Source organism: Paracoccus caeni (assembly GCF_016629665.1).
GTDB lineage: Bacteria > Pseudomonadota > Alphaproteobacteria > Rhodobacterales > Rhodobacteraceae > Paracoccus > Paracoccus caeni.
In genome coordinates this window covers 400,963-425,096 of sequence record NZ_JAEPRQ010000003.1, presented here as the reverse complement: position 1 = coordinate 425,096, position 24,134 = coordinate 400,963, and the positions used below count along the sequence as shown (strand labels likewise).

The following is a 24,134-nucleotide window of genomic DNA, read 5'->3' as shown; positions in this document are numbered from 1 at the left end:
CCCCCGGGATATTGGGATGAAGAAGAAAAGGCGCGGCTGTGGTCAGCCGCGTTTTCTTTTGCGTTTGGCGGCGCGTTTGACCTCGGCCAGGCGCGATTTGGTGGACATACGACGAGGGCCGCGACCGCCCTTGCCCTTTTGCGGGCCGCGCGGCAGGGTTTTGCCTTCAAGTTCCAGCAGTTCCAGCGTCAGGCCGCCGGTCATCGGGATCGCCTCGGACAGCCGGACTGTGACCCGCTGGCCAATGCCGATTTCCAGCCCGGTATCGCTGCCGATCAGTTTCTGTTGATCCGCGTCGTAGTGGAAATATTCCTGCCCGATTTCGCGGATCGGCAGCAGGCCATCGGCGCCGGTCTCATCCAACCGGATGAAGGCGCCAAAGCGTTGCACGCCGTTGATCCGCCCGGTCATTTCGCTGCCCACCCGGTCGGCCAGATAGGCGGCAAGATAACGGTCGGTCGTGTCGCGTTCCGCCGCCATCGAGCGCCGCTCGGTTTCCGAGATGTGGATCGCGGTTTCGGGCAGGCGTTCAACATCCTGCGGCTGCAGCCCGTCCGGCTTGCTCCCCCGCCCGCCTTTCCAGCCGTGGGCCGCGATCAGCGCACGGTGGACGATCAGGTCGGAATAGCGTCGGATGGGCGAGGTGAAATGCGCGTAGCTTTTCAGTGCCAGCCCGAAATGGCCATAATTTTCAGGGTGATAATAGGCCTGCGTCATCGACCGCAGCGTCGAGATATTGATGAGTTCGTCGAAATCCGTGCCCTGGGCCTGCGACAGAAGCCGGTTCAACTGCCCGGTTTGCAGCACCTGCCCCTTCGCCAGCACAAAGCCCGACGCCTGTGCGACCTCTCGCAGAGCATCGATCTTGTCGAGGCTGGGTTCCTCATGGACGCGGAACAGCAGGGGGCGTTGACGACGCAGCAATTCCTCGGCGGCGGCGACATTGGCCAGCACCATGAATTCCTCGATCAGCTTGTGGGCGTCGAAACGGTCGCGGAAATTCACTGATTTCACCCGGCCATCCGGGGTCAGTTCGATCCGCCGTTCGGGCAGGTCCAGATCCAGCGGTTGCCGCCGGTCCCGGGCCGATTTCAGCAAATCATAGGCGTGCCATAGCGGCTTGATCACGCTGTCCATCAGCGGTGCGGCCTGATCGTCGGCATTGCCATCCGCCGCTGCCTGCGCCTGTTCATAGGACAGTGAGGCGCGGCTGTTCATCATGCCGCGATGGAAATTATGGCTGACCTTGTTGCCCTGCGCGTCCAGACGAATGCGAACGGCGATCACCGGACGGTCAACCTCTTCATGCAGCGAACAGAGATCCGCCGACAATGCCTCGGGCAGCATCGGCACCACGCGGTCGGGGAAATAGGTGGAGTTGCCGCGCGTCCATGCCTCGCGGTCCAGCGCGCTGCCGGGGCGGACGTAATAGGCGACATCGGCGATGGCGACCCAGATAGTCGCGCCGCCATCTTCTTCGATGAACGCCGCGACCGCATCGTCATGGTCGCGCGCGTCCGAGGGGTCGATGGTGACCAGCGGCAGATCGCGCAGATCGTCGCGTCCCTTAAGGCTGGCGGGCTTTTGCGCCTCGGCCTCTTCGATGACCTTCAGCGGAAACTCGTCGGGAATGCCGTGCTGGTGGATCGCGATCAGGCTGACCGCGCGCGGTGCAGAGGGATCGCCCAGACGTTCGATGATCCGGGCAGAAGGCAGGCCAAGGCGGTTCTTTGGCCCGACCTGTTCGGCCTGCACCAATTCGCCATTTTCGGCCCCAAGGGTGGCGTCATGGCGCACCCGCCATTCGCGGTCCTGCCCCTTGTCGATGGGCATGATCCGCCCGCCTTCGGCCTCTTTGCGGAAAATGCCGGTGATGCGGTTCGGCGCCACGGTGATGCGGCGGATATAGCGGGCTTGATATTGATGATCCTCGCCCTGCACCTCGGCCAGACGGGCAAGGAAACGCTCGCCCCGGCCAAGCGCCGGATCAGCCTCGCGCGGCGCATAAAGGATCACCGGCACCGGGCCGTCGCCGCGCCATTCCATCGGCCGCACGAAAAGATCGCCCGAGCCGTCCGGCGCCAGCAATTCGACCACCGTGACCGGCGGCAGCTTTTCGGCGTCCAGATAGTGGCGGCGGCGGCGTTCCAGATGGCCTTCGGACTGAAGCTCTTTCAAAAGGCGCTTCAGCTCGATCCGCTCGGCCCCCTTGATGCCAAAGGCCTTGGCGATGTCGCGTTTGGAATTGGCGTCGGGATGTTCGGCGACCCAATCCAATATCTGTTGCTTGTTCGGTAACTGGGTCATGGGGCCAATCTAGCAGGCTTCGGAAACGGGTGCAGCAGCAGAAATCAAAGCTCGCGCACCATGTCACGATGGGGGATGCCGGCGTCGTCATAAAGGTCGCCGACCGTCACAAAGCCCAGCTTTTCGTAGAAACCGATCGCCTGCACCTGCGCGCCAAGTTTCGCGCGCACGATACCGGGGCGAGAGCGCAGCACATCCACCGCCGCCCGGATCAGTTGCGCGCCGAGGCCGGTGCCGCGCCCCTCGGGCAGCACGCAGACGCGGCCGATCTTGCCGGTCGCACCGTCCAGCAGGATGCGCGCGGTGCCGACCGCCTCGCCGTCCTGCCATGCCAGCAGATGGATCGCCTGACCGTCCAGATCGTCCCATTCATCCGCGTCGGCAATGCCCTGTTCCTCGATGAACACGGCACGGCGGATGGCGTGGCACAGAGCGATGTCGTTGGTCAGTTCGATCCTCATGCGAAATATTTCTCCAGTATGCGCTGGTAGATGGTCTTCAGCTGATGAATTTGAGCCACCGGGACGCGTTCGTCCACCTGATGCATGAAGTGGCCGACCAGACCGAATTCCACCACCGGGCAGTGATCCTTGACGAAGCGCGCATCCGAGGTGCCGCCCGAGGTGGACAGTTCCGGCTGACGGTTGGTTTCCTGCGTGACCACATCGCGGACCAGATCAACGAAGGGACCGGGTTGGGTCAGGAACGCCTCGCCGGAAATATCGGTCTGGACGGTCAGTTCGACCCCGGTTTCCGCGCTCAGGGCGGCGGCGCGGCGGTTCAGTTCTTCGCTAAGTGAGGTGCCGGTATGCAGATCGTTGAAGCGGATATTGACCACGGCGGTCGCCCGTTCGGGGATCACGTTCGAGGCCGGGTTGCCGCAATCGATCGAGGTGATCTGCAAGCCGGAAGGATCGAAATGGTCGGTTCCCTGATCCAACGGCGCTGCGATCAGATCGTTCAGATAGCGGGTCAGCGCGTGCAGCGGGTTTTTGGCGCGATGCGGATAGGCCGCATGCCCCTGCACCCCTTTCGCCGCGATGCGGTAAGTGGCCGAGCCGCGGCGACCGATCTTCATCATCTCGCCCATGATGTCGGGATTGGTCGGCTCGCCCACGATGCAGACATCCATCCGCTCGCCCTCAGCGGCCATCCAGTCCAGCAATGCAAGGGTGCCATCGCGACCCAGACCTTCCTCGTCCCCGGTGATGGTCAGGATCACCGCGCCATCGGGTGGCGTTGCGGTGACGAAATCGATGGCGGCGGCGACAAAGGCGGCGACACCGGATTTCATATCGGTCGCGCCACGGCCCCAGATGATGCCGTCCTCGACATGGCCGGAGAACGGCGGATGCGTCCATGAGCCCAAATCACCCGGCGGCACCACATCGGTATGGCCGTTGAAGCCGAATGTCCGCGCGCCTTTGGCCCCCCAACGGGCGAAAAGATTAGGGGTGCCGTTGCGGTCAACCCGATGAACCTCGAACCCCGCCGCTTCCAGCATCTCGGCCAGCAGGATCAGCGCACCTCCCTCAACCGGGGTGACAGAGGGGCAGCGGATCAGGCGGGCGGTCAGGTCGGCGGGGTCGGTCATCAGGCGTTCCAATATTCGAATGCGCGGCGGGTCAGGTTAAGGCCGGTCAGGATCAGCAGGATCAGGGTCCAGCGACGGAATTGAACCACATCCAGACGATCCTGCAAGGCAAACCCCGCCAGCATGCCCAGATAGGCGGGAATGCAGAGGACCAGCGACAGTGGCACGGTCTGGGCGTTGAGCAACCCCGAGAACAGATGTGCGACGGTCAGCACCGCTGCGCCGATCAGAAAGACAACGCCCTGCACCCGGATCTGTTCGCGCTTGTCCGTGCCGGAGGACAGCAGAAAGACGATTAGCGGCGGTCCCCAGATGCCCGAAATTCCTCCGTAAAGCCCGCCGATGATGCCAGAGATCGCCTCGGCCCGGCGGCGGTGATGCAGGTTCAGGACCAACGGCCTGCCCGAGATTTGCCACAGCGCGAACAGCGTGATCGGGATGCCCAGCAGCCCATACATCAGCCATTGCGGGATCACCTTGGCAAAACCCGCCGAGACGCAGATGAAGATCGCGACCATCGCGATATGCAGCCGGTATTTGCTGATCGCGCCGAAAGCCTCGGCCCGGCCATCGCGGAAAGCCTGCTGAATATTGGTGAACAACGTCGGCAGGATCATCGCCGCAAGCGCCGTGGTGGTCGGCATGATCGAACCAAAAACCGACATCATGATGATCGGCATGGCGAAGCCGATCGCACCCTTCACGAAGCCCGCGAAGCCGGTGACGGCGAAAGCTAACCAGAACTGCCAGGGATCCAGTCCGAACATGGCGCGCACGCTATCCAACGGAACAGGAAAAGAAAATCCCGGTTGTTTCACCGATCAAGAAACGGTTGGGACATTTTTGAACAAACATCACCGCTGTAAAGCATTATAGTTGCGCTGCGACTGCAAAGGTTTTACCTATGCTGCAACGCCGCAAGGAATGAACCGATGAAAGATCTGCAACCCGGAATCGCCTCTGTCCTGACCGAGCTTGACGATCTGCAAAGCAGTGCCACCACCGCTTTGCGCGATCTGGTTTCGCCATCGGGCCGTATCGATGCCGAGGCGCTGGAACTCCATCAGCACGCCGCCCATACGCTGTCCTGGCTTGCGACCTATGTGGAATCTTTGCACCAGATTGCGACCTGGGCCAAGGATCAGCCCGGCGAGATCGAGCAGTTGATCGCGCGGATCGCCATTGCCGAATATCTGGTGCAGATCGCGGGCGGCATCCCGATGAGTCAGACGGAATTTGCGCGCCTGTCCGATCTTGGCCTCGCGTGGCACCCCTCGGACGCGGCGCGCGAATTGATGACCGGCAACACGCCCGAGGCGCGGGCAAGGCTGGTCGAGCTGATCGCGGCGGATAGCGGCAGCGCCACCTTTGGCGCGACCGGGCTGGACGAAGATCTGGAGATGATCCGTCATCAGTTCCGCCGCTGGGCCGATGACAAGGTGGTGCCCCATGCCCATGACTGGCACCTGAAGGACCAGTTGATCCCGATGGAGATCATCGAGGAACTGTCTGGGCTAGGCGTGTTCGGCCTGACCATCCCCGAGGAATACGGCGGGCTTGGCATGCCAAAAGCCGCGATGGTCGTGGTCAGCGAGGAACTGTCGCGCGGCTATATCGGCGTCGGCAGCCTAGGCACCCGCAGCGAGATCGCGGCAGAGTTGATCATCGGTGGCGGCACCGAGGATCAGAAGGCCCATTGGCTACCGAAACTGGCCAGCGGCGAGATCCTTCCCACCGCCGTCTTTACCGAGCCGAATACCGGCAGCGATCTCGGCAGCCTACGGACGCGGGCTGTGCGTGATGGCGAGAACTGGAAAGTCACCGGCAACAAAACATGGATCACCCACGCTGCCCGCACGCATATCATGACGCTGCTGGCCCGGACCGATCCCGAGACCTCGGATTATCGCGGGTTGTCGATGTTCATTGCCGAAAAGACACCGGGCACCGTTGATGACCCCTTCCCCACCCCCGGCATGACCGGCGGCGAGATCGAGGTTCTGGGCTATCGCGGGATGAAGGAATACGAACTTGGCTTCGACGGGTTCGAGGTGAAGGGCGAAAACCTTCTGGGCGGCGAGCCGGGTCAGGGCTTCAAACAATTGATGCAGACCTTTGAATCGGCGCGGATACAGACGGCGGCGCGGGCCATCGGGGTGGCGCAGAATGCGCTGGAACTGGGGCTGCGCTATGCGTTGGACCGCAAGCAATTCGGCAAATCGCTGATCCATTTCCCGCGTGTCGCGGACAAACTGGCGATGATGGTCGTGGAAATCATGATCGCCCGGCAACTGACCTATTTCAGCGCGCGTGAAAAGGATCAGGGACACCGCTGTGATTTGCAGGCAGGCATGGCGAAACTTCTGGCGGCGCGGGTCGCATGGTCCAGCGCCGATAATGCGCTGCAAATTCACGGCGGAAATGGGTTTGCACTGGAATATCAGATCAGCCGTGTGCTTTGTGACGCACGCATCCTGAATATTTTTGAAGGTGCCGCCGAAATTCAAGCACAGGTGATTGCGCGCCGTCTTTTGGGGTGACAAGGAAGCGGCTATTAAGTGGCGGAATTTGCGGAATAACCGCGATTACGTCATTCGCTTTCCAAGGAGACCCTCCCCGATGTTCCGTCGCCCGCTTTTGGCCGCCACTCTGGCAGCGGCCACACTCACTCTTGCCGCCTGCCAGGATTCCACGCCCAAGACTTCGCTGGGCGGGGTTCCGTTCGGCAATTACGTTCTGGTCGGCATGGATGGCGCTGCCGTTCCGCTGCGCAACGTGACGCTTAACGTGCAGGAAAAACGGCTGTCGGGTCAGGGTCCGTGCAACGGCTATACCACGCCGAACAGTGCCGAACTGCCCGCGCTGGCGCTGGCGCCGCTGACCACCACCTATGTCGCCTGCGACAAGGCCACGTTCGAGCAGCGTTTCTTCCACGTCATGCAAACCGCGACCGAGGTTGAATATTACGGCGGCGTGCTGAAGGTGAAGGCGCCCTCGACCTGGCTTATCTTTGAACGCGGCACCACCGACACCAGCGGCGTGAACGCGCTGGAGGCCGCTCGCGGTCAGCAGTGATAGGCTTCAGGCGGCTGATCGCGCATCAGCCGCCTGACCAGACGGTCGCGCGCCGCAGGCAGCGGACGACCGACCAGTTCGGCGGCAATCCGGCTTTCCAGAAAATGCCCGGTGATCGCCAGCCCTTCGGCCAGCCCCCGTCCACGATTGTCGCCCGCCCCGCCAAGGATCGCGGGCAAGGGCAGCAGCCTATCCGCCCACTCTCCCGCGCCCTCACGACTGACCGCCCGGCCCGAGCGTGGACTGACATAGGCCAGCCCCTCAGTCGCGCCGGTGACCGCACATGATGTCAGGTCCAGCCCAAAGCCCATCTCGTCCAGCAGCCGCAATTCCCATTGCAGATAATCGCCGGACCAATCCCTGCCCGCTTCGATCGCGTCCAACAGCGCCTCGGTCGCCTGAACCAGTTGCGGATGCGGGTCACGCTCGGGTAGGACGAAGATCAGCAAGGCGCAGATCGCGTTCAGCCCGGCAAGGCCAAGCGCATCACCCATGATGCCTGCCCGCAGCCGCACAGCTTCCGCGGTGAATGTGCCAAGCTGATCATCCCGCCGCGCCCGCCAGCGCAGATCCAGAACCGAGCCGGGCTGCAACATCGCCGCCCGCTTTTGCGAGGCTCCGCCGGGCACGATGCCAGAGTGGCGGCCATGCTGCAGGGTCAGAACGTCGATGATCACCGCGTTCTCGCCATGCGGACGACGCGCGATCACCGTGCCCTGCCCCTGCCACTCCATCACTTATCCGGCCGGCAGCGTCAGCGAGCCGTCTTCGCCAAGCGGCCAGAACGGGTTGGTGGCGATTTCCCAGACATGGCCGTCGGGATCGGCGAAATAGCCGGAATAGCCGCCCCAGAACACCTTTTCGGGCCGCTTCAGCTGCGTCGCCCCCGCCGCCAGCGCCGCATCGAAAACGGCATCCGTTTCAGCGTCATCGGCACAGTTCTGCGCCAGCGTCATCGCGCCCGTCGCAAGCGTGGCACCGGGACGACCCTGATCCTCGGCCAGATCGTGAAGCCCGAACAGCGCCAGCACCGCCCCGTTCATCTGGTAGAAGGAAACTCCGTCCGAAGTGCCGGGATGCGGCTGCCAGCCCCAGGCGGCATAGAAGGTGCGGGCGCGGTCCAGATCGGCCACGCCAAGGGTGATCAAAGTTACACGTTGCTTCGGAAGCGGCATGGAAGGCTCCTCACGGTCAGACCAGCACTGTGGCACGCCGCAAGGAGCTTTCCAACTGCAGGCCGCCTGAAGTCAGCCAACCAGTCTTTTGCCGTTTCCGGCGTGGCGGCTGGCCATCTGACGGGCCTGTCGTCCGCCGATCAGCGGTCGCACCGGTGCGCGCGTCGTGTTGCCGTCCTGATCGCGCAGTTCGGGGAAGATCGAGAAAATCTCCTCACGCGCGACTGGACCGACGCTCTTGAGTGCCTCGGCTCCGGTGAACAGCGATTCCGTGAGTGCGCCGTTCGACCAGACGACCTGATGCTGATCGAAAAGGAAGTGGACATAGGTGATCTTGTCGAGGTCTTCGGCCAGATCGATCCCGTCCAGTTCCAGCAGTTGTTTCGCCGCCACCAGCACCTCATCCGTTCCAAACATCCGCTGGGCGATCTTTGAACGGACAAGGACGCGGTGCTGAGGCGAGACGATAAGATCGGCTTCGGGCATGCCCTGACCAAGTGCTCCGGCGCGAATACGGATCGGCCGCAGTTTCGGGTTCGCCTGCAGATCGATCTCGGCCTGCCCGATCCAGCGGATCGGCAGCGGCCCATGATCGGCTGTGACGACAAGATCGCCAGGTAGCAAATCTTCGACCTTCATTTCGCCGTTGACGGTTCGGATCTGTGTGCCTGCCGCAAAGCAGATAAAGTCGATCACCGGCCGGTTCGTTGCTAGGCCGCCGAATGTGTCAGATCCGACTGAATTGAACCGGATTGAAGTGATCGCCTTGCTGGTCAGGATGCTGTTTGTTGCGTCGCTTAGCCCCGGTGCAAGAAAGAGATGCCCGTTCGATGTCTGGAAAACCGGCAGGATAAGGGTGGCTGTGGTTCCATCTTCGAAGGTGACCCGAGAATTGTAAGTCACCGTCGCGTCGAAATTGTATGTTTCGCGTATCCCGTCGCCGTTCAGGTCCACACGTATCTGATCTACCCCATCGCGATCGCTTTGATTGAGCGCGGGTTGACCCTGAACAAGCGGGCCGAAGTTATCCACGGCCTCGACCGAAACAATATTCTGATTGAGAGGGTTCGCTGCACTGCCAAAGGTCCGACCGACAAACGCAGCATTCGCAGCATTTTCTGCGACATAATTTGGACCTAAAAGCAGGCTGCCTTCAGACGGGTCTAGGGACGTGGAGACTTGGCCTAAATAGATTGCATTCCAGGTCGTCGCCATTTTCGATCACTCGCAAAACATACAAAACACACAAATATTAACCAAGGTTAATTTGGCATCGCTAATACTTTGCGGATTTTCGGTAAATCAGTAGTTTTACCTATTTGTATGTTTTGGTGGCTGTAATTACTGCATACGCCGCGTCAAATCAGACTTTTTCCGGCGCCTTGCCCCCGCTTCATGCAGAAGTGACGCCGAATATATCGCCAGCGACGCCCAGATCATCGGGAAAGCAATCCATTCAGCGCGGCCGAACGGCTCTTTGAAAAGGACGACCGCACACAGGAAAATCAGCGTCGGCGCGATGTATTGCATGATGCCGATGGTCGAAAGCCGAAGCAGTTTCGCGCCATTGGCATAGAACAGAAGCGGCACCGCCGTCACCAGACCGCAGCCGATCAGCATCAGCACGTCAAAGCGAGTGCCGGTGCCGAACAGCCTGCCCTCGCCTACCCAAATCCAAAGCAGATACAGGACTGCAAGCGGCAGCAGCAGCAGCACCTCAAGCGTGAAGCCCTGATTAGGGCCAAGCGGCAGGCTTTTCTTGCAATAGGCATAGAAGCCCCAAGACAGCGTCAGCGCAACGGCGACCAGCGGCAGGCGGCCATTATTGACTGTCAGCACCACCACCGCAGCAGCCGCCAATGCAATCGCGATCCACTGGATACGGCCCAGTTTCTCGCCCAGAAGCAGCGCGCCCAGCAGAACGCTGAACAGCGGGTTGATGTAATAGCCAAGTGCTGCATCCAGCGCGTGACCATTGCCGACCGCCCAGACATAGACCAGCCAGTTGACCGAGATCAGCGCCGCCGTCAGCGCGGCCATTCCCAACAGACGCGGATTGCGCAAAGCGGTCAGCACCTCACCGGTACGCTTTTGCCAAATCAATACGGCGGCTGCGATGGGCAGGGACCAGATGACCCGATGCGCGATCACCTCAGTCGGAGGGATATGCGACAGCGCCTTCATATAGATCGGCAGAAAACCCCACAGAAAATAGGCCGCGAACGCGTAGGTGAAACCACGCGGCGAATCGACGTTCTGGTTTGGAGAGTCGCTCATAGAGATTGCATATGCTGCAAATTACGGCAGCGCCAGATATGTCATGCTCTTTACAGGTGCAGCGACACATAGGACTGATCCAATGGCGACGGTGTCGCCGCTACGCCGCTTTGCCATGACTATGACCTCTTTCATACCTCGTCAGCATCGAGGCGACGATTGTGGCAAACCCACAAAGCAGGGCCGAGAACAGAAAGACGTGGCTGCTGCTGATCGGGTAAAGGCGCGCGCCGACGAAAATTGCCACAGCGGCAGCCAGCCCTGAAAACGCCCAATAGGTTCCCGAAGCGCTTGATAGAAACTGGGGCGCGATATTCCGCTGTAGATAGGCAGCGACGCCGATCTGGGTCAGCCCAAGCGTCGCCCCTTGCAGGATTTGGACAAAAAGCGTCGGCATCAGCTCTGCAGACAGACCGAAGATTCCCCACCGCAAAACGCCAGCGCAGCAGGCGATAGCGATGATCTTGCCGGGCGAAAGACGGGCGGTGATACGTCCACCGCACGCGAAGGCGACAATCTCGGCACTGACGCCTATGCCCCAGAAGATGCCAATGGCCGACGTCGAATGCCCGGCCTCCAGCCAGCGGAAGGTGCTGTAGGCGTAGAAAACCCCGTGGCAGGCCTGTGAAATTGCCGCGCTTCCCAGTAGTAAAAGAAAGCCTCGATTGCGCAGGGCGCGCAGGATCGAGGCGGTCGTGATGGCGGGCCGAATTCCCCCCGCCCGCGACGGAAGCCCGGTCGATGTCCCGATCTGCGCCAGCAGGATCACGATCAGCAGGTAAAGGATCGCGCCTGTATCCGACCAGTCGACCAGAAAGCCGCAAAGCAGGGTGGTCACGACGACCGATGCCGAACCCCAAGCCCGCACCGTCCCAAAGCTCAGCCTGTAGGCGGACAGGTTGGCGATCAGGATCGATTCAGCCAGAGGCACCAGCGGAGAGACGATAGAACGGTAAACAAGAAAGACGACCGCAACCCAAAGCGGCCCGCTGCTTGCGCCCAGCACAAGGACCGAGACCGTGGCGCACAAAACAAGCCCGGTCAGGATCGCCTTGTTTTGGTGCGTGCGGTCGGCGATCAATCCCACGACCGGATTGATGATGACCGCGACGAATGCGGCCAAGGCCAAACAGGTTCCTATATCGGTTTCACTCAGGCCCTGCGCCCGCAGCCACATGGGTATGAAGGTGATGCCGATCGCGATCTGCGCATAAAGCGTGAAATAAAACGCATAAAACGCCATGATCTGCCCCCCGCGCGCCACTGAAGCAGCACGAAATCGGCCTTTGCAAGCGCCTTTCATCGGCCCGCTTCAGATCAGGCCGGTTGCGTCCGGGCGAAGGTCAGGCCAGCCCGTCCTCGTCCAGAAGCGTCCGGCCCTCGCGGCTTTCGATCTCGATCACCCACAGATCGGGGTCAAATCCACGCTGACGGCGGATCGCCTCGTCCACCTCGCGCTCGGGACCGTTTGCGGTGATCTGCCAAGGGCGGGTGTCGGTCTCGAAATCCCATTCGCGGGCGTAAAGCTGCGCGGTGCCGTCCAGCCGCGCGCATTTCACCAGCACCGCGCCCGCCGTGTCGTCGCCGTGGGCTGCGACATAGGCGGGGATATTGGCCGCACCCAGCCGGGCCAGATAGGCGCTGACCCAGATGCCCGCTGCCAGCCGCGCCTCAGCCATCGCCGTCGCGGAAATCAAGGCCCATTTCGTTATAGCGTTCTGCCTCGTCCAGCCAGTTTTCGCGGACCTTCACTTGCAGGAACAGGTGGATGCGGCGGCCCATGAATTCTTCCAGCTCGGCACGGGCGGCTTGACCGACCGCCTTGATCGTCTCGCCCCCCTTGCCCAGCACGATCCCCTTGTGGCCGGGACGGGCGACATAGACGATCTGATCGACGCGGGCCGAGCCGTCCTTCTTCTCCTCCCACGCTTCGGTTTCGACCGTAAGCTGGTAGGGGATTTCCTCGTGCAACCGCAGAGTCAGCTTTTCGCGGGTAATCTCGGCAGCGATCATCCGCATCGGCAGATCGGCGATCTGGTCTTCGGGGTAAAGCCACGGACCCGCCGGAACCTCTGCCGCAAGCCAGGTCGCCAGATCGTCGCAGCCATAGCCTTTCTCGGCCGAGATCATGAAGGTCTGGGCAAAGGGATAGGTTTCGTTCAGCTTTTGCGACAAGGCCAGCAAAACCTCGGCCTTCACCCGGTCGATCTTGTTGATGATCAGCGCCACCGGCGTCCTGCTGTCCAGCGCCTTCAGCGATTCAATGATCGCCTTGCCGCCATCGGTCAGGCCGCGATGCGCCTCGATCAGCAGCAGGATGATATCGGCATCGGACGCCCCGCCCCAGGCGGCAGCGACCATCGAGCGGTCCAGCCTGCGGCGCGGACGAAAGATGCCGGGCGTATCGACAAAGACGATCTGGCTTTGGCCTTCGATGGCGATGCCGCGAATCCGGGCGCGGGTGGTCTGGACCTTGTGGGTCACGATGCTGACCTTGGCGCCGACCATACGGTTCAGCAGCGTCGATTTGCCGGCATTCGGTTCGCCGATCAGCGCCACAAATCCGGCGCGGGTTTCTGTTTCGGTCATGTGCCGTTCTCCAGCCGCGACATCAGCGTCTGCGCGGCTTCCTGTTCAATACTGCGTTTCGTGCCCGCGCCCTTGGCGTCGGCCATACGGCCATCGCTGAGGCGGACGGTGATATGAAAAACCGGCGCATGGTCGGGGCCGCTGCGGTCGGTCTGTTCGTAGGTCGGTGGCGGCATCCCATGCGCCTGCGCCCATTCCTGAAGCGCGGTCTTGGCGTCGCGGGGGTCATCCTCGATGCTTGCCAGTCGCGAGGCCCAGAGCCGCAGGATCACCGCTTCCGCCGCCTTGAACCCGGCATCAAGGTAGATCGCGGCCAAAACCGCCTCCATCGCGTCGGCCAGAAGCGCATCCTTGCGGCGACCGCCCGACAGCATCTCGGACCGGCCCAGCTTCAACACCTCGCCCAGCCCCACCTCGCGCGCGACGGCGGCGCAGGTTTCGCCCCGGACCAGCGAATTGAAACGCGGCGCAAGCTGGCCCTCATTGGCGGCGCGGTCGGCCTTGAACAGCGCCTCTGCCATGACCAGCCCAAGCACACGGTCACCCAGAAATTCCAGCCGTTGATTATCGGGCCGCGTGGATGAGGCGATCGAGCCATGGGTCAATGCCCGGATCAGAAGTTCCGGGTGGCCGAAATCATGGCCCAGCCGCTCCATGAAGGCGCGGATGTCGGCGCCGGGCTTCACTGAACCGCCTCGAAAAAGCGGCCCTTGCGCCAAGTCCAGAATTCAGCGGGCGACCAGCCTGTCGCCGAAACCAGCACCCAACGGGCGCGGCCCCGGATTTCGTCACGACGGACGACGCCAAGCCCGCCCGCCTCAACCGGCAATCGGGAATCTGCCGAATTGTCGCGGTTGTCGCCCAGCAGGTAATATTCATCCCCGGCCAGCGTGATCTCGGCACTGTCATCCAGCATGGTGCCATCGGCAAGGTTCAGGACAGCATATGAACGGCCGTCAGGCAGTTCCTCGATATTCCGGGGCGTGACACAGTCACCGCCCTCGGGCACGGGATCATTGGCGCAGCGAGGGATATTTCCCATCGGGCCATATTGTTTCTTGATCTGGACGAAGTCACCCGAAGGCATCATCGCAACCTCTTCCCCGTTCAGCCAAAGACGCCCGCCGCGCATCTGCACCCTGTCGCCGGGCATACCGATGATCCGCTTCAGCAGACCATCGCCACGGCCATTCTGCCGGATCAGCACCACCTCGCCCCGTCCCGGCGCGCGAAGCACAGGGGTCACCACCACATAATCCCCGATCAGCAGGGTCGGCGCCATATCTTCGGCAACAATCTGATAGGGATGATGGAAGACGCGCAAGACGCAAATGATCATCAGCGCGGCAAAGAGCAGCCATGCCCCTACCCGTCCCGCCGGGCTGCCCACGAATTTCTGCGCGGTCGGCGGCCAGAAAAGGATCAGCAGGACAACAACCACGCCGACGATCGGCAACAGGCACAGCAGCGCCCAGGCTCCTGATCGGTTGATGTCGTGCAGCCTGCGGATCAGGGTCGCGAACATCCAGATCGCGGCCAGCCCAAGCAGCGGAAAGATCGGAACCGCAAGGATGCCGTTCCGAACCTCCGGCCCTGCCCAGATGACGGCAGAACCCAAAGCCAGATTGGCAAGAACCGCGATCCATGCCGTCTTGCGGCTCGCGGTCCCGGCAAGCTGTAGCACCTTCAAGACGACATGGTCCTTAATCGACCGCCTTCAGGAAACGGTCGGCTCGCCACGTCCAGAAATAAAGCAACGAGCGCCCCGCCGACGAGAACATGATCCGGTCAGCCCGACCGATGATGTATTCCGCCGGAACCATGCCGACGCCCTGACCGTCGAATACCGGATTCCAACGCGAATCCGCGGAATTGTCGCGGTTGTCGCCAAGGAAGAAGTAATTGCCCTCGGGCACGGTGAATTCGGGGGTGTTATCGCCGTCGCCATTGTCGAAGGCGTTCAGGATGTCATGGCTGGGTCCGCCCGGCAAAGCCTCGGTCAGACGCTCGGAAACACATTCCTGCCCCTGAGGCACACCACGGCAGGGCAGCGAGCCTTGCGGGCCCTGAGGCTCCTGAATTTCGCTGAAGTTCCCCGCTGGCGTCTGCGGAACCGCCTCGCCGTTCAGATAGAGGATACCGTCGCGCATCTGCACGCGGTCGCCGGGCATGCCGATCAGGCGCTTGATGAAATCGACATTCGCGGTCGGATGGCGGAACACCACCACATCGCCGCGCGTCGGCTCTGACGCCAGAATCCGGCCGCTGAACGGGCACAGGTTGATGCGGATATCGGTGCCCGGAATATGCGAGCCGGTCAGCGGGCAGGAATATTGCGAATAGCCGTAAGCCATCTTGTTGACGAACAGGAAATCGCCGATCAGCAGCGTGTCCTTCATCGAGCCCGACGGAATCCAGAACGGCTGAAAGAACAGCGTGCGGAAAATCCCTGCGATGATCAGCGCCCAGAAGACCGTCTTGACCGTCTCCCAGATGCCTTCCTTCTTGCGGGCCGTGCGTTGAGCCATGATGTCGTCCTTTGGCATTGCGCGGCCTGTCATCCGCATTCGCGCGTTCATGGTCCCCCAAGGGGGTCAAAGTCAAGATTGTGCAGGTTTCACAACGACGGGAAGCGCCTCGATCACCACAAAAGCCTGTGCCCAGGGGTGATCGTCGGTCAGGGTGACATGAACCGTGGCCTCGTGCCCCTCGGGCGTCATCGACTTCAGCCGGTCCGCGGCCCAGCCGGTCAGATGCATTATCGGCTGACCAGAGCGCAGATTGCTGACCGACATGTCGCGCCAGCTTATTCCCATGGCAAGCCCGGTCCCAAGCGCCTTGGAGCAAGCCTCTTTCGCCGCCCAACGCTTGGCCAATGTCCCGGCCTCGTCCTTGCGGCGGCGGGCCTTGGCCAGTTCCGTTTCGGTAAAGACGCGGTTGCGGAAACGGTCACCAAAACGTTCAAGCGTGCCCTGAATCCGTTCGATATTCGCAAGGTCGGTGCCGATGCCGAGGATCATTTCATCCCCTGCGTGACGATCTTTCCCGTCTTCTGGTCAAGCCGGACGGCAAGCTGAAACAAGCCGTCATCGCCCCCGTCAGGCATCGGCATCTTCGCCGGAAGCGTCAGCGTCAACCCGGTCGCCGGGTCATATCCCGCCTCAAGCGCGTCGAAATCTAACGAGCCGAAGCCAAAGTCGCCCGCCATCCCCACCAACCGGCATTGACGCATGCCGATCTCATCATAGGGCGGGCTGAGGATCATCAGGTAATAGGCGGCTGCCGCGGGTTCGACGAAATCCATCAGCGCCACCCGCACCTCGCCATTGGCAAAGACGCGGGAATTTTGGTCCCACGGCTCGGCGATGAAATCGGCATAGGCGCGATCATCGCAGGGAACGACGCCCGCATCGCTCCACGAGTCATCGGCGGCTGCGGGGGTCGCAAGGATCAGCGCAAGGGCGGCGGCAAGGCGTTTCATGCGCGCGCCTCGTCCATCTTGCGGCGCATTTCGCACACCGCCTCGGCCAGCCCGACGAACATCGCCTCGCCCATCAGGAAATGGCCGATATTCAGTTCCGCCAATTGCGGAATCGCGGCAATCGGGCCGACATTCTCATAAGTCAGCCCGTGGCCCGCATGAACCTCTAGCCCAAGCGACGCGGCCAGTTCCGCGCCCTTGATCAACCCGGCAAGTTCGGCGTCGCGTTCCGCCAGCCGCCCCTCGATCCCCAGATCGCAATAGGCGCCGGTATGCAGTTCCACCACCGCCGCGCCGATCCGGGCCGAGGCTTCGATCTGCGCGGGTTCATGACCGATGAACATGGACACCCGGCAACCCGCTTCACGCAAAGGCGCAATGAAGTCACGCAGAAAACCCTCGTTCCCGGCAACGTCCAGCCCCCCCTCGGTCGTGCGCTCCTCGCGCTTTTCGGGGACCACACAGACTGCATGGGGCCGGTGGCGCAGTGCGATGGCCTGCATCTCGGGCGTCGCGGCCATTTCAAGGTTCAGCGGCAGGCGCAGTTCGGCCATCAGCGCGTCGATATCGGTGTCGCGAATATGGCGGCGATCCTCGCGCAGATGGGCGGTGATACCGTCGGCACCCGCCGCCTCGGCCAGCATGGCGGCGCGCAGCGGATCGGGCCAAGGCGTGCCACGCGCGTTACGAACGGTCGCGATGTGATCGATATTGACGCCCAGTCGCAGCATGGCTTCCTCCGCTTGCTCCGGGGTAATCTAGCCTGCGGCTGGCGGCTGTGCCAGTTCCGTTGCCACTGCCCACCAGCCATGCTGTTTCAACATCTTCGCGGCAGTCGCAGCTTTGCCTGCGCTGTCATAAAGCCCGAAACAGGTCGCCCCCGACCCCGACATCCGCGCAAACGCCGCCCCGGTCGAGCCAAGCGCCGCCAATACCTCGTCGATGGCGGGACAGACGGCGCGGGCGGGCGCTTCCAGATCGTTGCGGGTCAGGCGAAGCCACCCGGTCAGCGCATCAAGATAATCGAACCGCGGGATCGGGGGCAGGACCGGATTGTCCCGCCGCTCCATCGCCGCGAAAATCTGCGGGGTCGAGACCGCCACGCCCGGATTGACCAGCACCAACGGCAAGGACGGCAACGGCGGCAGCGGGGTCACGATCTCGCCCACCCCTTCCATCCGCGCGGGGGCCGAAAGCAGGCAGACAGGCACATCCGCGCCCAGCTTTTCCGGGTTCTCGGGAAGCGAATGTCCCATCCGTTCCAATCCGCGCAGCACCGCCGCCGCATCGGCGGAGCCGCCGCCGATGCCCGAAGCAACCGGCAGGTTCTTGGTCAGCGTGATCGCGGCCTCCCCCCCGACCAGACGGGCGGCGCGGAGACACAGATTGTCGGGATCGGCAGCCAGCCCTTCGGCGAATGGCCCTTCGATGCGCAGCGACAACGGACCGGGCTCAAGCCGCAATTCGTCGCCATAAGCCGCAAACGCGACCAGCGAATCCAGCAGATGATAGCCGTCGGCGCGGCGGCCCGTGACATGCAGGGCAAGGTTCAGCTTGGCGCGCGCGGCTTCGATCATGGTTGGCGCAGTGCTGCCTTAATCGTTCGACGCCTCGGCCTGACTTGCGGGCGTGCTGGCATGGGCAGTGCCATGGGGCTGACCCTTCGCGGTCTCTTCCGCAAGAATCGCGTCCAGACCCCGGTCCAGCTTTGCCCGAATCCGGTCGGGATCGACATCGCCGGAATCAGTCGGCTCCAACGACAGGGCGCGTTTCCACTGAATCTCGGCCTCGCGATGACGTCCGACTTTCCAGTAGATGTCGCCCAGATGGTCGTTCACCAACGGGTCTTGCGACATCGTGCCAATCGCCTGCTCCATCGGTGCGACCGCCTCTTCATAGCGGCCCAGCCGGTAATAGGCCCAAGCCAGCGAATCGAGGATATAACCATCGCCCGGCGACAGCTCTGCCGCCTTCTTGATCATTTCCAGCGCCTGATCGAGGTTCTCGCTCCGGTCGATCCAGCTATAACCCAGATAGTTCAGCAAGCTCGCCTGATCCGGGCGCAGTTCGATTGCCGCCAGAAGATCTTCCTCGGCCCGGTCAAACTGACCCGATCGTTCCAGCGCGATCCCGCGCGCATAAAGCGGGAACCAGCTCGCCTCGGGCGGGGCGTCCTTCAGCAGCGTCAGCGCCTTGTCATAGGCGGGGACAGCCTGCGCGAATTTCTCTTGCTGGCGCAGAAGATCGCCTTGCGCGATCCATGCCTGCGGCAAATCGGGATAGGCGGCGGTCAACGACAGCGCGGCCTTTTCGGCCTCATCCGCGCGATCTGCCCGGCTGAGTGCGTCGATCCGCGACAGTTCGGCAATCGGGCGCATCTGGCCCATGCGACGCAGCGCGTCAAATTCCGGCTCGGCCAGATCGAATTGCTGACGGTCCTGCAGAAGCTGCGCCATCATCAGCCGGATCTCGGCGGTGTCGGGCGACAGCCACACCGCAAGACGCGCGTGGATCAGCGCCAAAGGTTCGGGATCCGGGCTGTTCGCAAGGGCCGAGGCCAGCGTCAGGAAGACCTGCGCGATCCCGTCCGCAGGCGTCTTGACCACGTCGAACGGGATCGGCTCATCCGATTCCAGCTTCGCGCGCAGGGCCAGCAATTGCGGCTCGGCCTCGACACCCTGAACGGAGTCGATCATCGCAATCGCTTCGTCCCGACGCTCTAGCTGGGCCAGAATCTCGGCACGGGCGGTGAAGCCCAGCAGATGCGAGCCGATTGCCGAATTTGACAGCAGCGCCTCGGCCCCTTCGTAGTCGCCGACCATCGCCCGCGCCAACGCCAGATGATATTGCACCACCGGCGCGACACCCGGCAGCTTCACCAGACGCTCGAATTCATCCAGCGCTTCTTGCGCGCGGCCGGCGCCCATCAGCGCCCAGGCGCGCATCATGCCTTCCAGAAGCTGCGTTTCCGCGCCCTCGCCCGTCCCGGTCTCATCGATCGAGGCGATCAGGCCTTCCCAATTGCCCTCATGCACCAGCTCTGACCGAAGAACCAACTGCGACAATTCCGTCGGCTCACCCTGAGCCGCAATCTGGTTCGCCAACTGCACCGCCCGGTTGACCTCTCCGGCCGAGATCAGCGCAACCAGTGCGCTGTCCTGCAAATAGCGGTCCTGCGGATCATGGGCGACGGCCTGCACGAAATACCGCGCGGCTGCGGTGAAATTGTTTTCCACTGCCGCCATGCGGGCGGCCAGATAGGGTCCGGCCAGACCAAAGGTCAGCGGCGCGGGCGGCGATTCGGGTTCGGCTTCCTCTTCCGCCTCGGCCATTTCGGGCGAGGATTCGGAGCCGCCCTGCAACTGCTGCGGACGCGGCTCGGGGCGGTCTTGAGCGGGCAGAGGCAGGGCCGCACCCATCATCAGGGCAACCAGCAAGGCCAGGTTCGGGCGGGTCAAGGTCACGGCATCCATCCCGGATAATCACAAATGCGTTTCCCGGACCCTATCTTTCCGAGACAGGGCAGGCAATCGCATCGCCTGCCCGCAGTTATCACATATTCGGGTAATTCGGCCCGTCACCACCCTGCGGCGTGGTCCAGTTGATGTTCTGCGACGGGTCTTTGATGTCGCAGGTCTTGCAGTGGACGCAGTTCTGGAAGTTGATCTGGAACTTCGCCCCCTCGGGCGTTTCCAGCACCTCATAGACCCCCGCCGGGCAATAGCGCTGCGCCGGTTCCGCAAATTCCGGCAAGTTGACCGCAATCGGAATGCTGGGATCTTTCAGCTTCAGGTGGCAGGGCTGGCTTTCCTCATGGTTGGTAAAGCTGAAGGCGACGTTGGTCAGCCGGTCGAAAGACAGCTTTCCATCGGGGCGCGGATAGTCGATCGGCTTGAAATCGGCGGCTTTGCCGGTCGCCTGTGCGTCGTTCTTGCCATGCTTCCAGGTGCCCAGCGGGTTCCAGCCGGTCAGGTTCGCCACCCACATGTCAAAGCCACCAAGCGCCAGCGACGGCCACAGGCCCAGCTTCGACCAGATCGGCTTCACATTGCGGACCTTCTTCAAATCTTTGGCGATCTCGCCCGAGCGGACGGCCTTGTCGTAATCCTCCAGCCGATCACCTTCACGGCCCGCCGCAATCGCCGCCGCCGCCGCTTCCGCCGCCTCGATGCCCGAAAGCATGGCGTTGTGGTTGCCCTTGATCCGCGGCACGTTCACCAACCCGGCCGAGCAGCCCAGCAGCAGCCCGCCATTGAACGAAAGCTCGGGGATCGACTGCCAGCCGCCCTCGCTGATCGCCCGGGCGCCGTAAGCCACGCGTTTGCCGCCTTCCAGAAGCTCGGCCACCATCGGGTGATGCTTGAAGCGCTGGAATTCCATGTAGGGATAAAGATACGGATTCTTGTAGTTCAGGTGGACGACGAAGCCGACCAGCACCTGATTATTCTCGAAATGATAGATGAAGCTACCGCCACCTGCATTGCTGCCCAGCGGCCAGCCCATCGTGTGCACCACGCGGCCTTTCTGGAACTTCTCGGGCTTCACCTCCCAGATTTCCTTCATGCCAAGGCCGAATTTCTGCGGCTCGTGGCCTTCGGACAGGTTCAGCTTGGCAATGATCTCTTTCGCAAGGCTGCCCCGGACGCCTTCGGCGATGAAGACATATTTGCCATGAAGCTCCATCCCCGGTTCATAGTTCGGGCCGGGCGTGCCGTCGGCTTCCAGTCCCATCACACCGGCGACGACGCCTTTGACGCGGTCACCCTCCCAGACAAGCTGGCTGGCGGCCATGCCGGGGAAAATCTCGACGCCCAGCTCTTCAGCCTGTTCGGCCAGCCAGCGGCACACATTGCCCATGCTGACGATGTAATTGCCGTGGTTGTTCATCAGCGGCGGCATCGGCCAGTTCGGCACGCGGACCTGACCAGCCTCGCCCAGCACATAAAAATTGTCATCGACGACTTCGGTGTTCAGGGGCGCGCCCTTTTCCTTCCAGTCGGGGATCAGACGGTTCAGCCCAGACGGGTCCAGCACCGCGCCGGACAGGATATGCGCCCCGATCTCGGAACCTTTTTCCAGAACCACCACCTGCAGTTCGGGATCGATCTGCTTCAGCCGGATCGCTGCAGACAGGCCGGACGGCCCGCCACCCACGATCACGACGTCATACTCCATCGACTCACGTTCGATTGCGTCGGCGTCGGACATGGCTTGATAACTCCCTCTCTAGCTATAGCAGACCTAACCCGCGTTTATCCGCAGGGCAATTGTGACGCAAAGTTGTTAGCGGCTGAAAACTGCTGCAAACCGACGCGGCGGGCTTGCAAAGCGCAAGATTTTGGGGTCACGTTGCGTCAGGACATAGATCGCGCCCCTGTCATTCCGAATGGCGGGGGCGTTCGATTAGCACCTGCACGACAACCCGCAGACCCGGAAGGACAGGGCAGCGATGGACAAGATACCGATGACGCGCAGCGGGTTCGACTCGCTTGAACGCGAGTTGAACGAGTTGAAATCGAAGGAGCGGCCCGCCATCATCCGCGCCATCGCCGAGGCGCGTGAGCATGGCGACCTTTCCGAGAACGCCGAATATCATGCTGCCCGCGAAAAGCAGGGCTTCATCGAGGGTCGCATCAAGGAGCTGGAATCGATCCTGTCGCGGTCCGAGGTGATCGATCCGAAGAAGCTGTCCGGCTCGGTCAAGTTCGGCGCAACCGTCGATCTGATCGACGAGGATACCGAGGAAGAGCGGACCTACCAGATCGTCGGCGAGCCCGAGGCGGATATCGAACGCGGCTTGCTGAACATCCGCTCGCCGCTTGCGCGCGCCTTGATCGGCAAGGACGCGGGTGACAGCGTCGAGGTGACCACGCCCGGCGGTCAGCGCAGCTACGAGATCCTCGCGATCCGTTTCGAGTAACCATGTCGCTGTCGCAACGCATCGCATCCTTCGTTCAGGCTGACGCAGCCTCTGCCATTGGCGCCGTGCTGAGCCTTTTGTGGCTGGTTCTGCTGCTCCTTTTCTGGCTGTTCGGCGGCTCGGGCGAGGGCAGCGGAGGGGTGGCGCGGCTGGTCATGATCGTCGGGATGATCCTGCCGCTGGTGCTGATCTGGCTGGCGGTCGGGCTGGCGCGGGCGATTGCCGCGCTGCGGGCTGAGGCCGATGATCTGCGCTATCGCCTGACCCAGATGCGCGAGATGGCGGCAACCCGGGGCACGCCGCCGCCTGCCCGTCCGGTGCAGGATATGCGCGATGCCGATCTGCCGCCGGAACCTGCGTTCCGCGCCGCACCGCCAGCGCCGAAACCGGCGCCCGTGCCTGCACCAGCTGCCCCACTTCGCCCGGCGCGACCCGTTGACGGGCGGCAGACGGCGATGAGCTTCGACGGGCCGGAAGCGGTTTCCGTGCCGCCTGAGAGGATGGTGACGGCGCTGAATTTCCCTGACGGGCCTGACGATCATGCGGCCATCTCGGCGCTGCGTATGGCGTTGAAAGACCCACAATATTCCCGTGTACTGCGTGCCGCGCAGGATGTGGTCACACTGCTTGCCGCGCAGGATGTCTATATGGACGATCTGCAACCCGAGCCTGCGCCCGCCTCGCTTTGGCTGCGGTTTGCGGATGGCGTGCGGGGCAGTTCGATTAGTGGAATCGGTGGGGTTCGGGACGAGATCGCGCTGGAAATCGCCGGACATATGATGCGCGGGGACGAGATTTTCCGCGATAGCGCGCATCACTTTCTGCGGCAGTATGACGTCGCCCTGACCCGGCTGATTTCGCAACTGGATGAGGATCAGATCGGCGCGTTGGCAGATACCCGTTCGACCCGCGCCTTCATGCTTTTGGGTCGGGTCGCCGGAATGTTCGACTGAGGCGCAACGCCTGCGGACGTTGCAATCGGTATTTATGCAACGAAGAAACGGTATGTCGCCGCGAGCCAGCAAATGCTGGGGTTTTGGCGGCACAAGCCGTGCACCGCAGATGCACAGGGCGTGCACAGCCTGTACACCGCTTGCGTGCGTTGCGCGGATCAGGCGGCGCGGCGCATGACCATCACCGGGCCGGTCCACGGCCAGCCATAACCACCACGCGCGATCTCGACAAAGCCAAGTGAGGCATAGAAGGCGATGGCGGTGCGGTTGCTGGCCTGCACCTCGACCCGAAGACCGGGGCGGCCTGCGGCGCGGGCGCGGTCCAGCCCTTCGGTCATCATCGCCCGCCCTGCCCCCTGACGCGGGCGGGCCGAGACGATCCCGTCCACCACCAGATCCGAGGTCGGCGGTGCCGGACGGTAAAGCAACCCGATGATCGAGGGACGGGCGACCAGAAAGCCGCCCTGATCGTCGCGCAGACCCATGACACCTGCCAGCGTGCCCTGTCTGTCGATGGCGGCGATGCCGTGGGCGGGCCGGATTTCGGGCGGCGTGCGTCGCCGTAACCCGGTGCCGAAGCTCTGCCACCAAAGCAGAGCCGCCGCGTCGCGGTGTTCCTCGGGGATCGGGGATCTGATCTGCACGTCGCGGTCTTGCCTCTGCCGGGTGGTCGTGCCAGCAAGGTGGCGCGAAATCAGCCCGAGCGAAAGCCCATGTCCCCGCAGCCAGAGCCCAGACCAGCCGCGCAGCAATCGATTGCCAA

25 protein-coding genes are annotated in these 24,134 nt (G+C 62.6%); 4 read left to right on the top strand and 21 right to left on the bottom strand.

Annotation, left to right across the window (positions count from 1 at the left end; translation table 11 throughout):
- Window positions 1–42 precede the first annotated feature (42 nt).
- From rnr to JJJ17_RS11565, 4 genes are read right to left on the bottom strand one after another with little or no spacing between them, the layout of a single operon-like run.
- Window positions 43–2,307, bottom strand: coding sequence for a ribonuclease R (gene rnr / locus JJJ17_RS11580; protein WP_200686516.1), 2,265 nt, complete (start codon window positions 2,305–2,307; stop codon window positions 43–45).
- Between the two features lie 44 nt (window positions 2,308–2,351).
- Window positions 2,352–2,768 carry a GNAT family N-acetyltransferase gene (locus tag JJJ17_RS11575; RefSeq protein WP_200686514.1) on the bottom strand — a complete coding sequence of 139 codons (417 nt, stop codon included), beginning with the start codon at window positions 2,766–2,768 and terminating at the stop codon, window positions 2,352–2,354.
- A complete protein-coding gene (dapE, locus tag JJJ17_RS11570) occupies window positions 2,765–3,904 on the bottom strand; it encodes a succinyl-diaminopimelate desuccinylase (RefSeq protein ID WP_407673359.1) in 1,140 nt (379 codons plus the stop codon). Before dapE ends, JJJ17_RS11575 begins: the two co-directional genes overlap by 4 nt.
- Window positions 3,901–4,668 carry a sulfite exporter TauE/SafE family protein gene (locus JJJ17_RS11565; RefSeq protein WP_200686509.1) on the bottom strand — a complete coding sequence of 256 codons (768 nt, stop codon included), beginning with the start codon at window positions 4,666–4,668 and terminating at the stop codon, window positions 3,901–3,903. Before JJJ17_RS11565 ends, dapE begins: the two co-directional genes overlap by 4 nt.
- A 165-nt stretch (window positions 4,669–4,833) precedes the next feature.
- Between JJJ17_RS11565 and JJJ17_RS11560 the strand changes: the two genes are divergently transcribed.
- Both JJJ17_RS11560 and JJJ17_RS11555 read left to right on the top strand, forming a co-directional pair.
- Window positions 4,834–6,441 carry an acyl-CoA dehydrogenase family protein gene (locus tag JJJ17_RS11560; RefSeq protein ID WP_200686507.1) on the top strand — a complete coding sequence of 536 codons (1,608 nt, stop codon included), beginning with the start codon at window positions 4,834–4,836 and terminating at the stop codon, window positions 6,439–6,441.
- A gap of 79 nt (window positions 6,442–6,520) precedes the next feature.
- Window positions 6,521–6,976: an META domain-containing protein gene (locus JJJ17_RS11555; protein WP_200686505.1), complete on the top strand. Its 456-nt coding sequence runs from the start codon at window positions 6,521–6,523 to the stop codon at window positions 6,974–6,976.
- Here the strand turns inward: JJJ17_RS11555 and recO are convergent.
- The 16 genes from recO to JJJ17_RS11475 form a co-directional block, all read right to left on the bottom strand.
- Window positions 6,967–7,713: a DNA repair protein RecO gene (recO, locus tag JJJ17_RS11550; RefSeq protein WP_200686503.1), complete on the bottom strand. Its 747-nt coding sequence runs from the start codon at window positions 7,711–7,713 to the stop codon at window positions 6,967–6,969. The genes JJJ17_RS11555 and recO overlap by 10 nt on opposite strands.
- On the bottom strand, window positions 7,714–8,151 hold the full coding sequence (locus JJJ17_RS11545) for a VOC family protein (protein ID WP_200686501.1): 438 nt from the start codon (window positions 8,149–8,151) through the stop codon (window positions 7,714–7,716). It abuts the gene before it with no gap.
- 72 nt (window positions 8,152–8,223) lie between these two features.
- The gene (locus JJJ17_RS11540) at window positions 8,224–9,366 is read right to left on the bottom strand and encodes a Hint domain-containing protein (protein ID WP_200686499.1); all 1,143 of its coding nucleotides are present in this window, start codon (window positions 9,364–9,366) and stop codon (window positions 8,224–8,226) included.
- A 126-nt stretch (window positions 9,367–9,492) separates the two neighbouring features.
- Complete coding sequence (rarD, locus tag JJJ17_RS11535) at window positions 9,493–10,428, bottom strand: EamA family transporter RarD (RefSeq protein ID WP_200686497.1); 936 nt, start codon at window positions 10,426–10,428, stop codon at window positions 9,493–9,495.
- A 100-nt stretch (window positions 10,429–10,528) separates the two neighbouring features.
- Entirely contained in the window at window positions 10,529–11,671 is a 1,143-nt protein-coding gene (locus tag JJJ17_RS11530; RefSeq protein WP_200686495.1) for an MFS transporter, read from the bottom strand.
- Window positions 11,672–11,771: 100 nt separating this feature from the next.
- Window positions 11,772–12,107 (bottom strand): DUF1491 family protein, encoded by a 336-nt coding sequence (locus JJJ17_RS11525; protein ID WP_200686781.1) that lies wholly within the window; start codon window positions 12,105–12,107, stop codon window positions 11,772–11,774.
- On the bottom strand, window positions 12,100–13,017 hold the full coding sequence (gene era / locus JJJ17_RS11520; RefSeq protein ID WP_200686493.1) for a GTPase Era: 918 nt from the start codon (window positions 13,015–13,017) through the stop codon (window positions 12,100–12,102). Before era ends, JJJ17_RS11525 begins: the two co-directional genes overlap by 8 nt.
- Window positions 13,014–13,703 carry a ribonuclease III gene (rnc, locus tag JJJ17_RS11515; protein ID WP_200686491.1) on the bottom strand — a complete coding sequence of 230 codons (690 nt, stop codon included), beginning with the start codon at window positions 13,701–13,703 and terminating at the stop codon, window positions 13,014–13,016. Before rnc ends, era begins: the two co-directional genes overlap by 4 nt.
- Complete coding sequence (gene lepB / locus JJJ17_RS11510) at window positions 13,700–14,701, bottom strand: signal peptidase I (RefSeq protein WP_325168803.1); 1,002 nt, start codon at window positions 14,699–14,701, stop codon at window positions 13,700–13,702. Before lepB (JJJ17_RS11510) ends, rnc begins: the two co-directional genes overlap by 4 nt.
- Window positions 14,702–14,720: 19 nt before the next feature.
- Window positions 14,721–15,545, bottom strand: a complete 825-nt coding sequence (gene lepB, locus JJJ17_RS11505) for a signal peptidase I (protein WP_200686487.1) — start codon at window positions 15,543–15,545, stop codon at window positions 14,721–14,723.
- A 72-nt stretch (window positions 15,546–15,617) separates the two neighbouring features.
- Window positions 15,618–16,037: a holo-ACP synthase gene (gene acpS / locus JJJ17_RS11500; RefSeq protein WP_200686486.1), complete on the bottom strand. Its 420-nt coding sequence runs from the start codon at window positions 16,035–16,037 to the stop codon at window positions 15,618–15,620.
- Entirely contained in the window at window positions 16,034–16,498 is a 465-nt protein-coding gene (locus JJJ17_RS11495; protein ID WP_200686485.1) for a hypothetical protein, read from the bottom strand. Before JJJ17_RS11495 ends, acpS begins: the two co-directional genes overlap by 4 nt.
- Window positions 16,495–17,229 (bottom strand): pyridoxine 5'-phosphate synthase, encoded by a 735-nt coding sequence (locus JJJ17_RS11490; RefSeq protein WP_200686484.1) that lies wholly within the window; start codon window positions 17,227–17,229, stop codon window positions 16,495–16,497. Before JJJ17_RS11490 ends, JJJ17_RS11495 begins: the two co-directional genes overlap by 4 nt.
- 27 nt (window positions 17,230–17,256) lie before the next feature.
- On the bottom strand, window positions 17,257–18,075 hold the full coding sequence (locus JJJ17_RS11485) for a 4-(cytidine 5'-diphospho)-2-C-methyl-D-erythritol kinase (RefSeq protein WP_200686483.1): 819 nt from the start codon (window positions 18,073–18,075) through the stop codon (window positions 17,257–17,259).
- Window positions 18,076–18,093: 18 nt separating this feature from the next.
- Window positions 18,094–19,971, bottom strand: coding sequence for a tetratricopeptide repeat protein (locus JJJ17_RS11480; RefSeq protein WP_407673353.1), 1,878 nt, complete (start codon window positions 19,969–19,971; stop codon window positions 18,094–18,096).
- A gap of 79 nt (window positions 19,972–20,050) precedes the next feature.
- The gene (locus JJJ17_RS11475) at window positions 20,051–21,706 is read right to left on the bottom strand and encodes an electron transfer flavoprotein-ubiquinone oxidoreductase (RefSeq protein ID WP_200686482.1); all 1,656 of its coding nucleotides are present in this window, start codon (window positions 21,704–21,706) and stop codon (window positions 20,051–20,053) included.
- Window positions 21,707–21,947: 241 nt separating this feature from the next.
- On the opposite strand from JJJ17_RS11475, the gene greA reads away from it, so the two are divergent.
- Both greA and JJJ17_RS11465 read left to right on the top strand, forming a co-directional pair.
- Window positions 21,948–22,418, top strand: a complete 471-nt coding sequence (gene greA / locus JJJ17_RS11470) for a transcription elongation factor GreA (RefSeq protein WP_200686481.1) — start codon at window positions 21,948–21,950, stop codon at window positions 22,416–22,418.
- A gap of 2 nt (window positions 22,419–22,420) precedes the next feature.
- Complete coding sequence (locus JJJ17_RS11465; RefSeq protein ID WP_200686480.1) at window positions 22,421–23,371, top strand: hypothetical protein; 951 nt, start codon at window positions 22,421–22,423, stop codon at window positions 23,369–23,371.
- 158 nt (window positions 23,372–23,529) lie between these two features.
- On the opposite strand, the gene JJJ17_RS20545 is transcribed toward JJJ17_RS11465, so the two are convergent.
- A complete protein-coding gene (locus JJJ17_RS20545; protein ID WP_200686478.1) occupies window positions 23,530–24,015 on the bottom strand; it encodes a GNAT family N-acetyltransferase in 486 nt (161 codons plus the stop codon).
- Window positions 24,016–24,134: the final 119 nt, after the last annotated feature.

Excerpts from the sequence above, each read along its gene's own strand:
- rnr (WP_200686516.1), bottom strand. The coding sequence starts at position 2,307 with ATGACCCAGTTACCGAACAAGCAACAGATATTGGATTGGGTCGCCGAA.
- JJJ17_RS11575 (WP_200686514.1), bottom strand. The coding sequence starts at position 2,768 with ATGAGGATCGAACTGACCAACGACATCGCTCTGTGCCACGCCATCCGC.
- JJJ17_RS11565 (WP_200686509.1), bottom strand. The coding sequence starts at position 4,668 with ATGTTCGGACTGGATCCCTGGCAGTTCTGGTTAGCTTTCGCCGTCACC.
- JJJ17_RS11560 (WP_200686507.1), top strand. The coding sequence starts at position 4,834 with ATGAAAGATCTGCAACCCGGAATCGCCTCTGTCCTGACCGAGCTTGAC.
- JJJ17_RS11555 (WP_200686505.1), top strand. The coding sequence starts at position 6,521 with ATGTTCCGTCGCCCGCTTTTGGCCGCCACTCTGGCAGCGGCCACACTC.
- JJJ17_RS11545 (WP_200686501.1), bottom strand. The coding sequence starts at position 8,151 with ATGCCGCTTCCGAAGCAACGTGTAACTTTGATCACCCTTGGCGTGGCC.
- JJJ17_RS11540 (WP_200686499.1), bottom strand. The coding sequence starts at position 9,366 with ATGGCGACGACCTGGAATGCAATCTATTTAGGCCAAGTCTCCACGTCC.
- rarD (WP_200686497.1), bottom strand. The coding sequence starts at position 10,428 with ATGAGCGACTCTCCAAACCAGAACGTCGATTCGCCGCGTGGTTTCACC.
- JJJ17_RS11530 (WP_200686495.1), bottom strand. The coding sequence starts at position 11,671 with ATGGCGTTTTATGCGTTTTATTTCACGCTTTATGCGCAGATCGCGATC.
- JJJ17_RS11525 (WP_200686781.1), bottom strand. The coding sequence starts at position 12,107 with ATGGCTGAGGCGCGGCTGGCAGCGGGCATCTGGGTCAGCGCCTATCTG.
- era (WP_200686493.1), bottom strand. The coding sequence starts at position 13,017 with ATGACCGAAACAGAAACCCGCGCCGGATTTGTGGCGCTGATCGGCGAA.
- lepB (WP_200686487.1), bottom strand. The coding sequence starts at position 15,545 with ATGGCTCAACGCACGGCCCGCAAGAAGGAAGGCATCTGGGAGACGGTC.
- acpS (WP_200686486.1), bottom strand. The coding sequence starts at position 16,037 with ATGATCCTCGGCATCGGCACCGACCTTGCGAATATCGAACGGATTCAG.
- JJJ17_RS11495 (WP_200686485.1), bottom strand. The coding sequence starts at position 16,498 with ATGAAACGCCTTGCCGCCGCCCTTGCGCTGATCCTTGCGACCCCCGCA.
- JJJ17_RS11490 (WP_200686484.1), bottom strand. The coding sequence starts at position 17,229 with ATGCTGCGACTGGGCGTCAATATCGATCACATCGCGACCGTTCGTAAC.
- JJJ17_RS11485 (WP_200686483.1), bottom strand. The coding sequence starts at position 18,075 with ATGATCGAAGCCGCGCGCGCCAAGCTGAACCTTGCCCTGCATGTCACG.
- JJJ17_RS11480 (WP_407673353.1), bottom strand. The coding sequence starts at position 19,971 with ATGGATGCCGTGACCTTGACCCGCCCGAACCTGGCCTTGCTGGTTGCC.
- JJJ17_RS11475 (WP_200686482.1), bottom strand. The coding sequence starts at position 21,706 with ATGTCCGACGCCGACGCAATCGAACGTGAGTCGATGGAGTATGACGTC.
- greA (WP_200686481.1), top strand. The coding sequence starts at position 21,948 with ATGGACAAGATACCGATGACGCGCAGCGGGTTCGACTCGCTTGAACGC.
- JJJ17_RS11465 (WP_200686480.1), top strand. The coding sequence starts at position 22,421 with ATGTCGCTGTCGCAACGCATCGCATCCTTCGTTCAGGCTGACGCAGCC.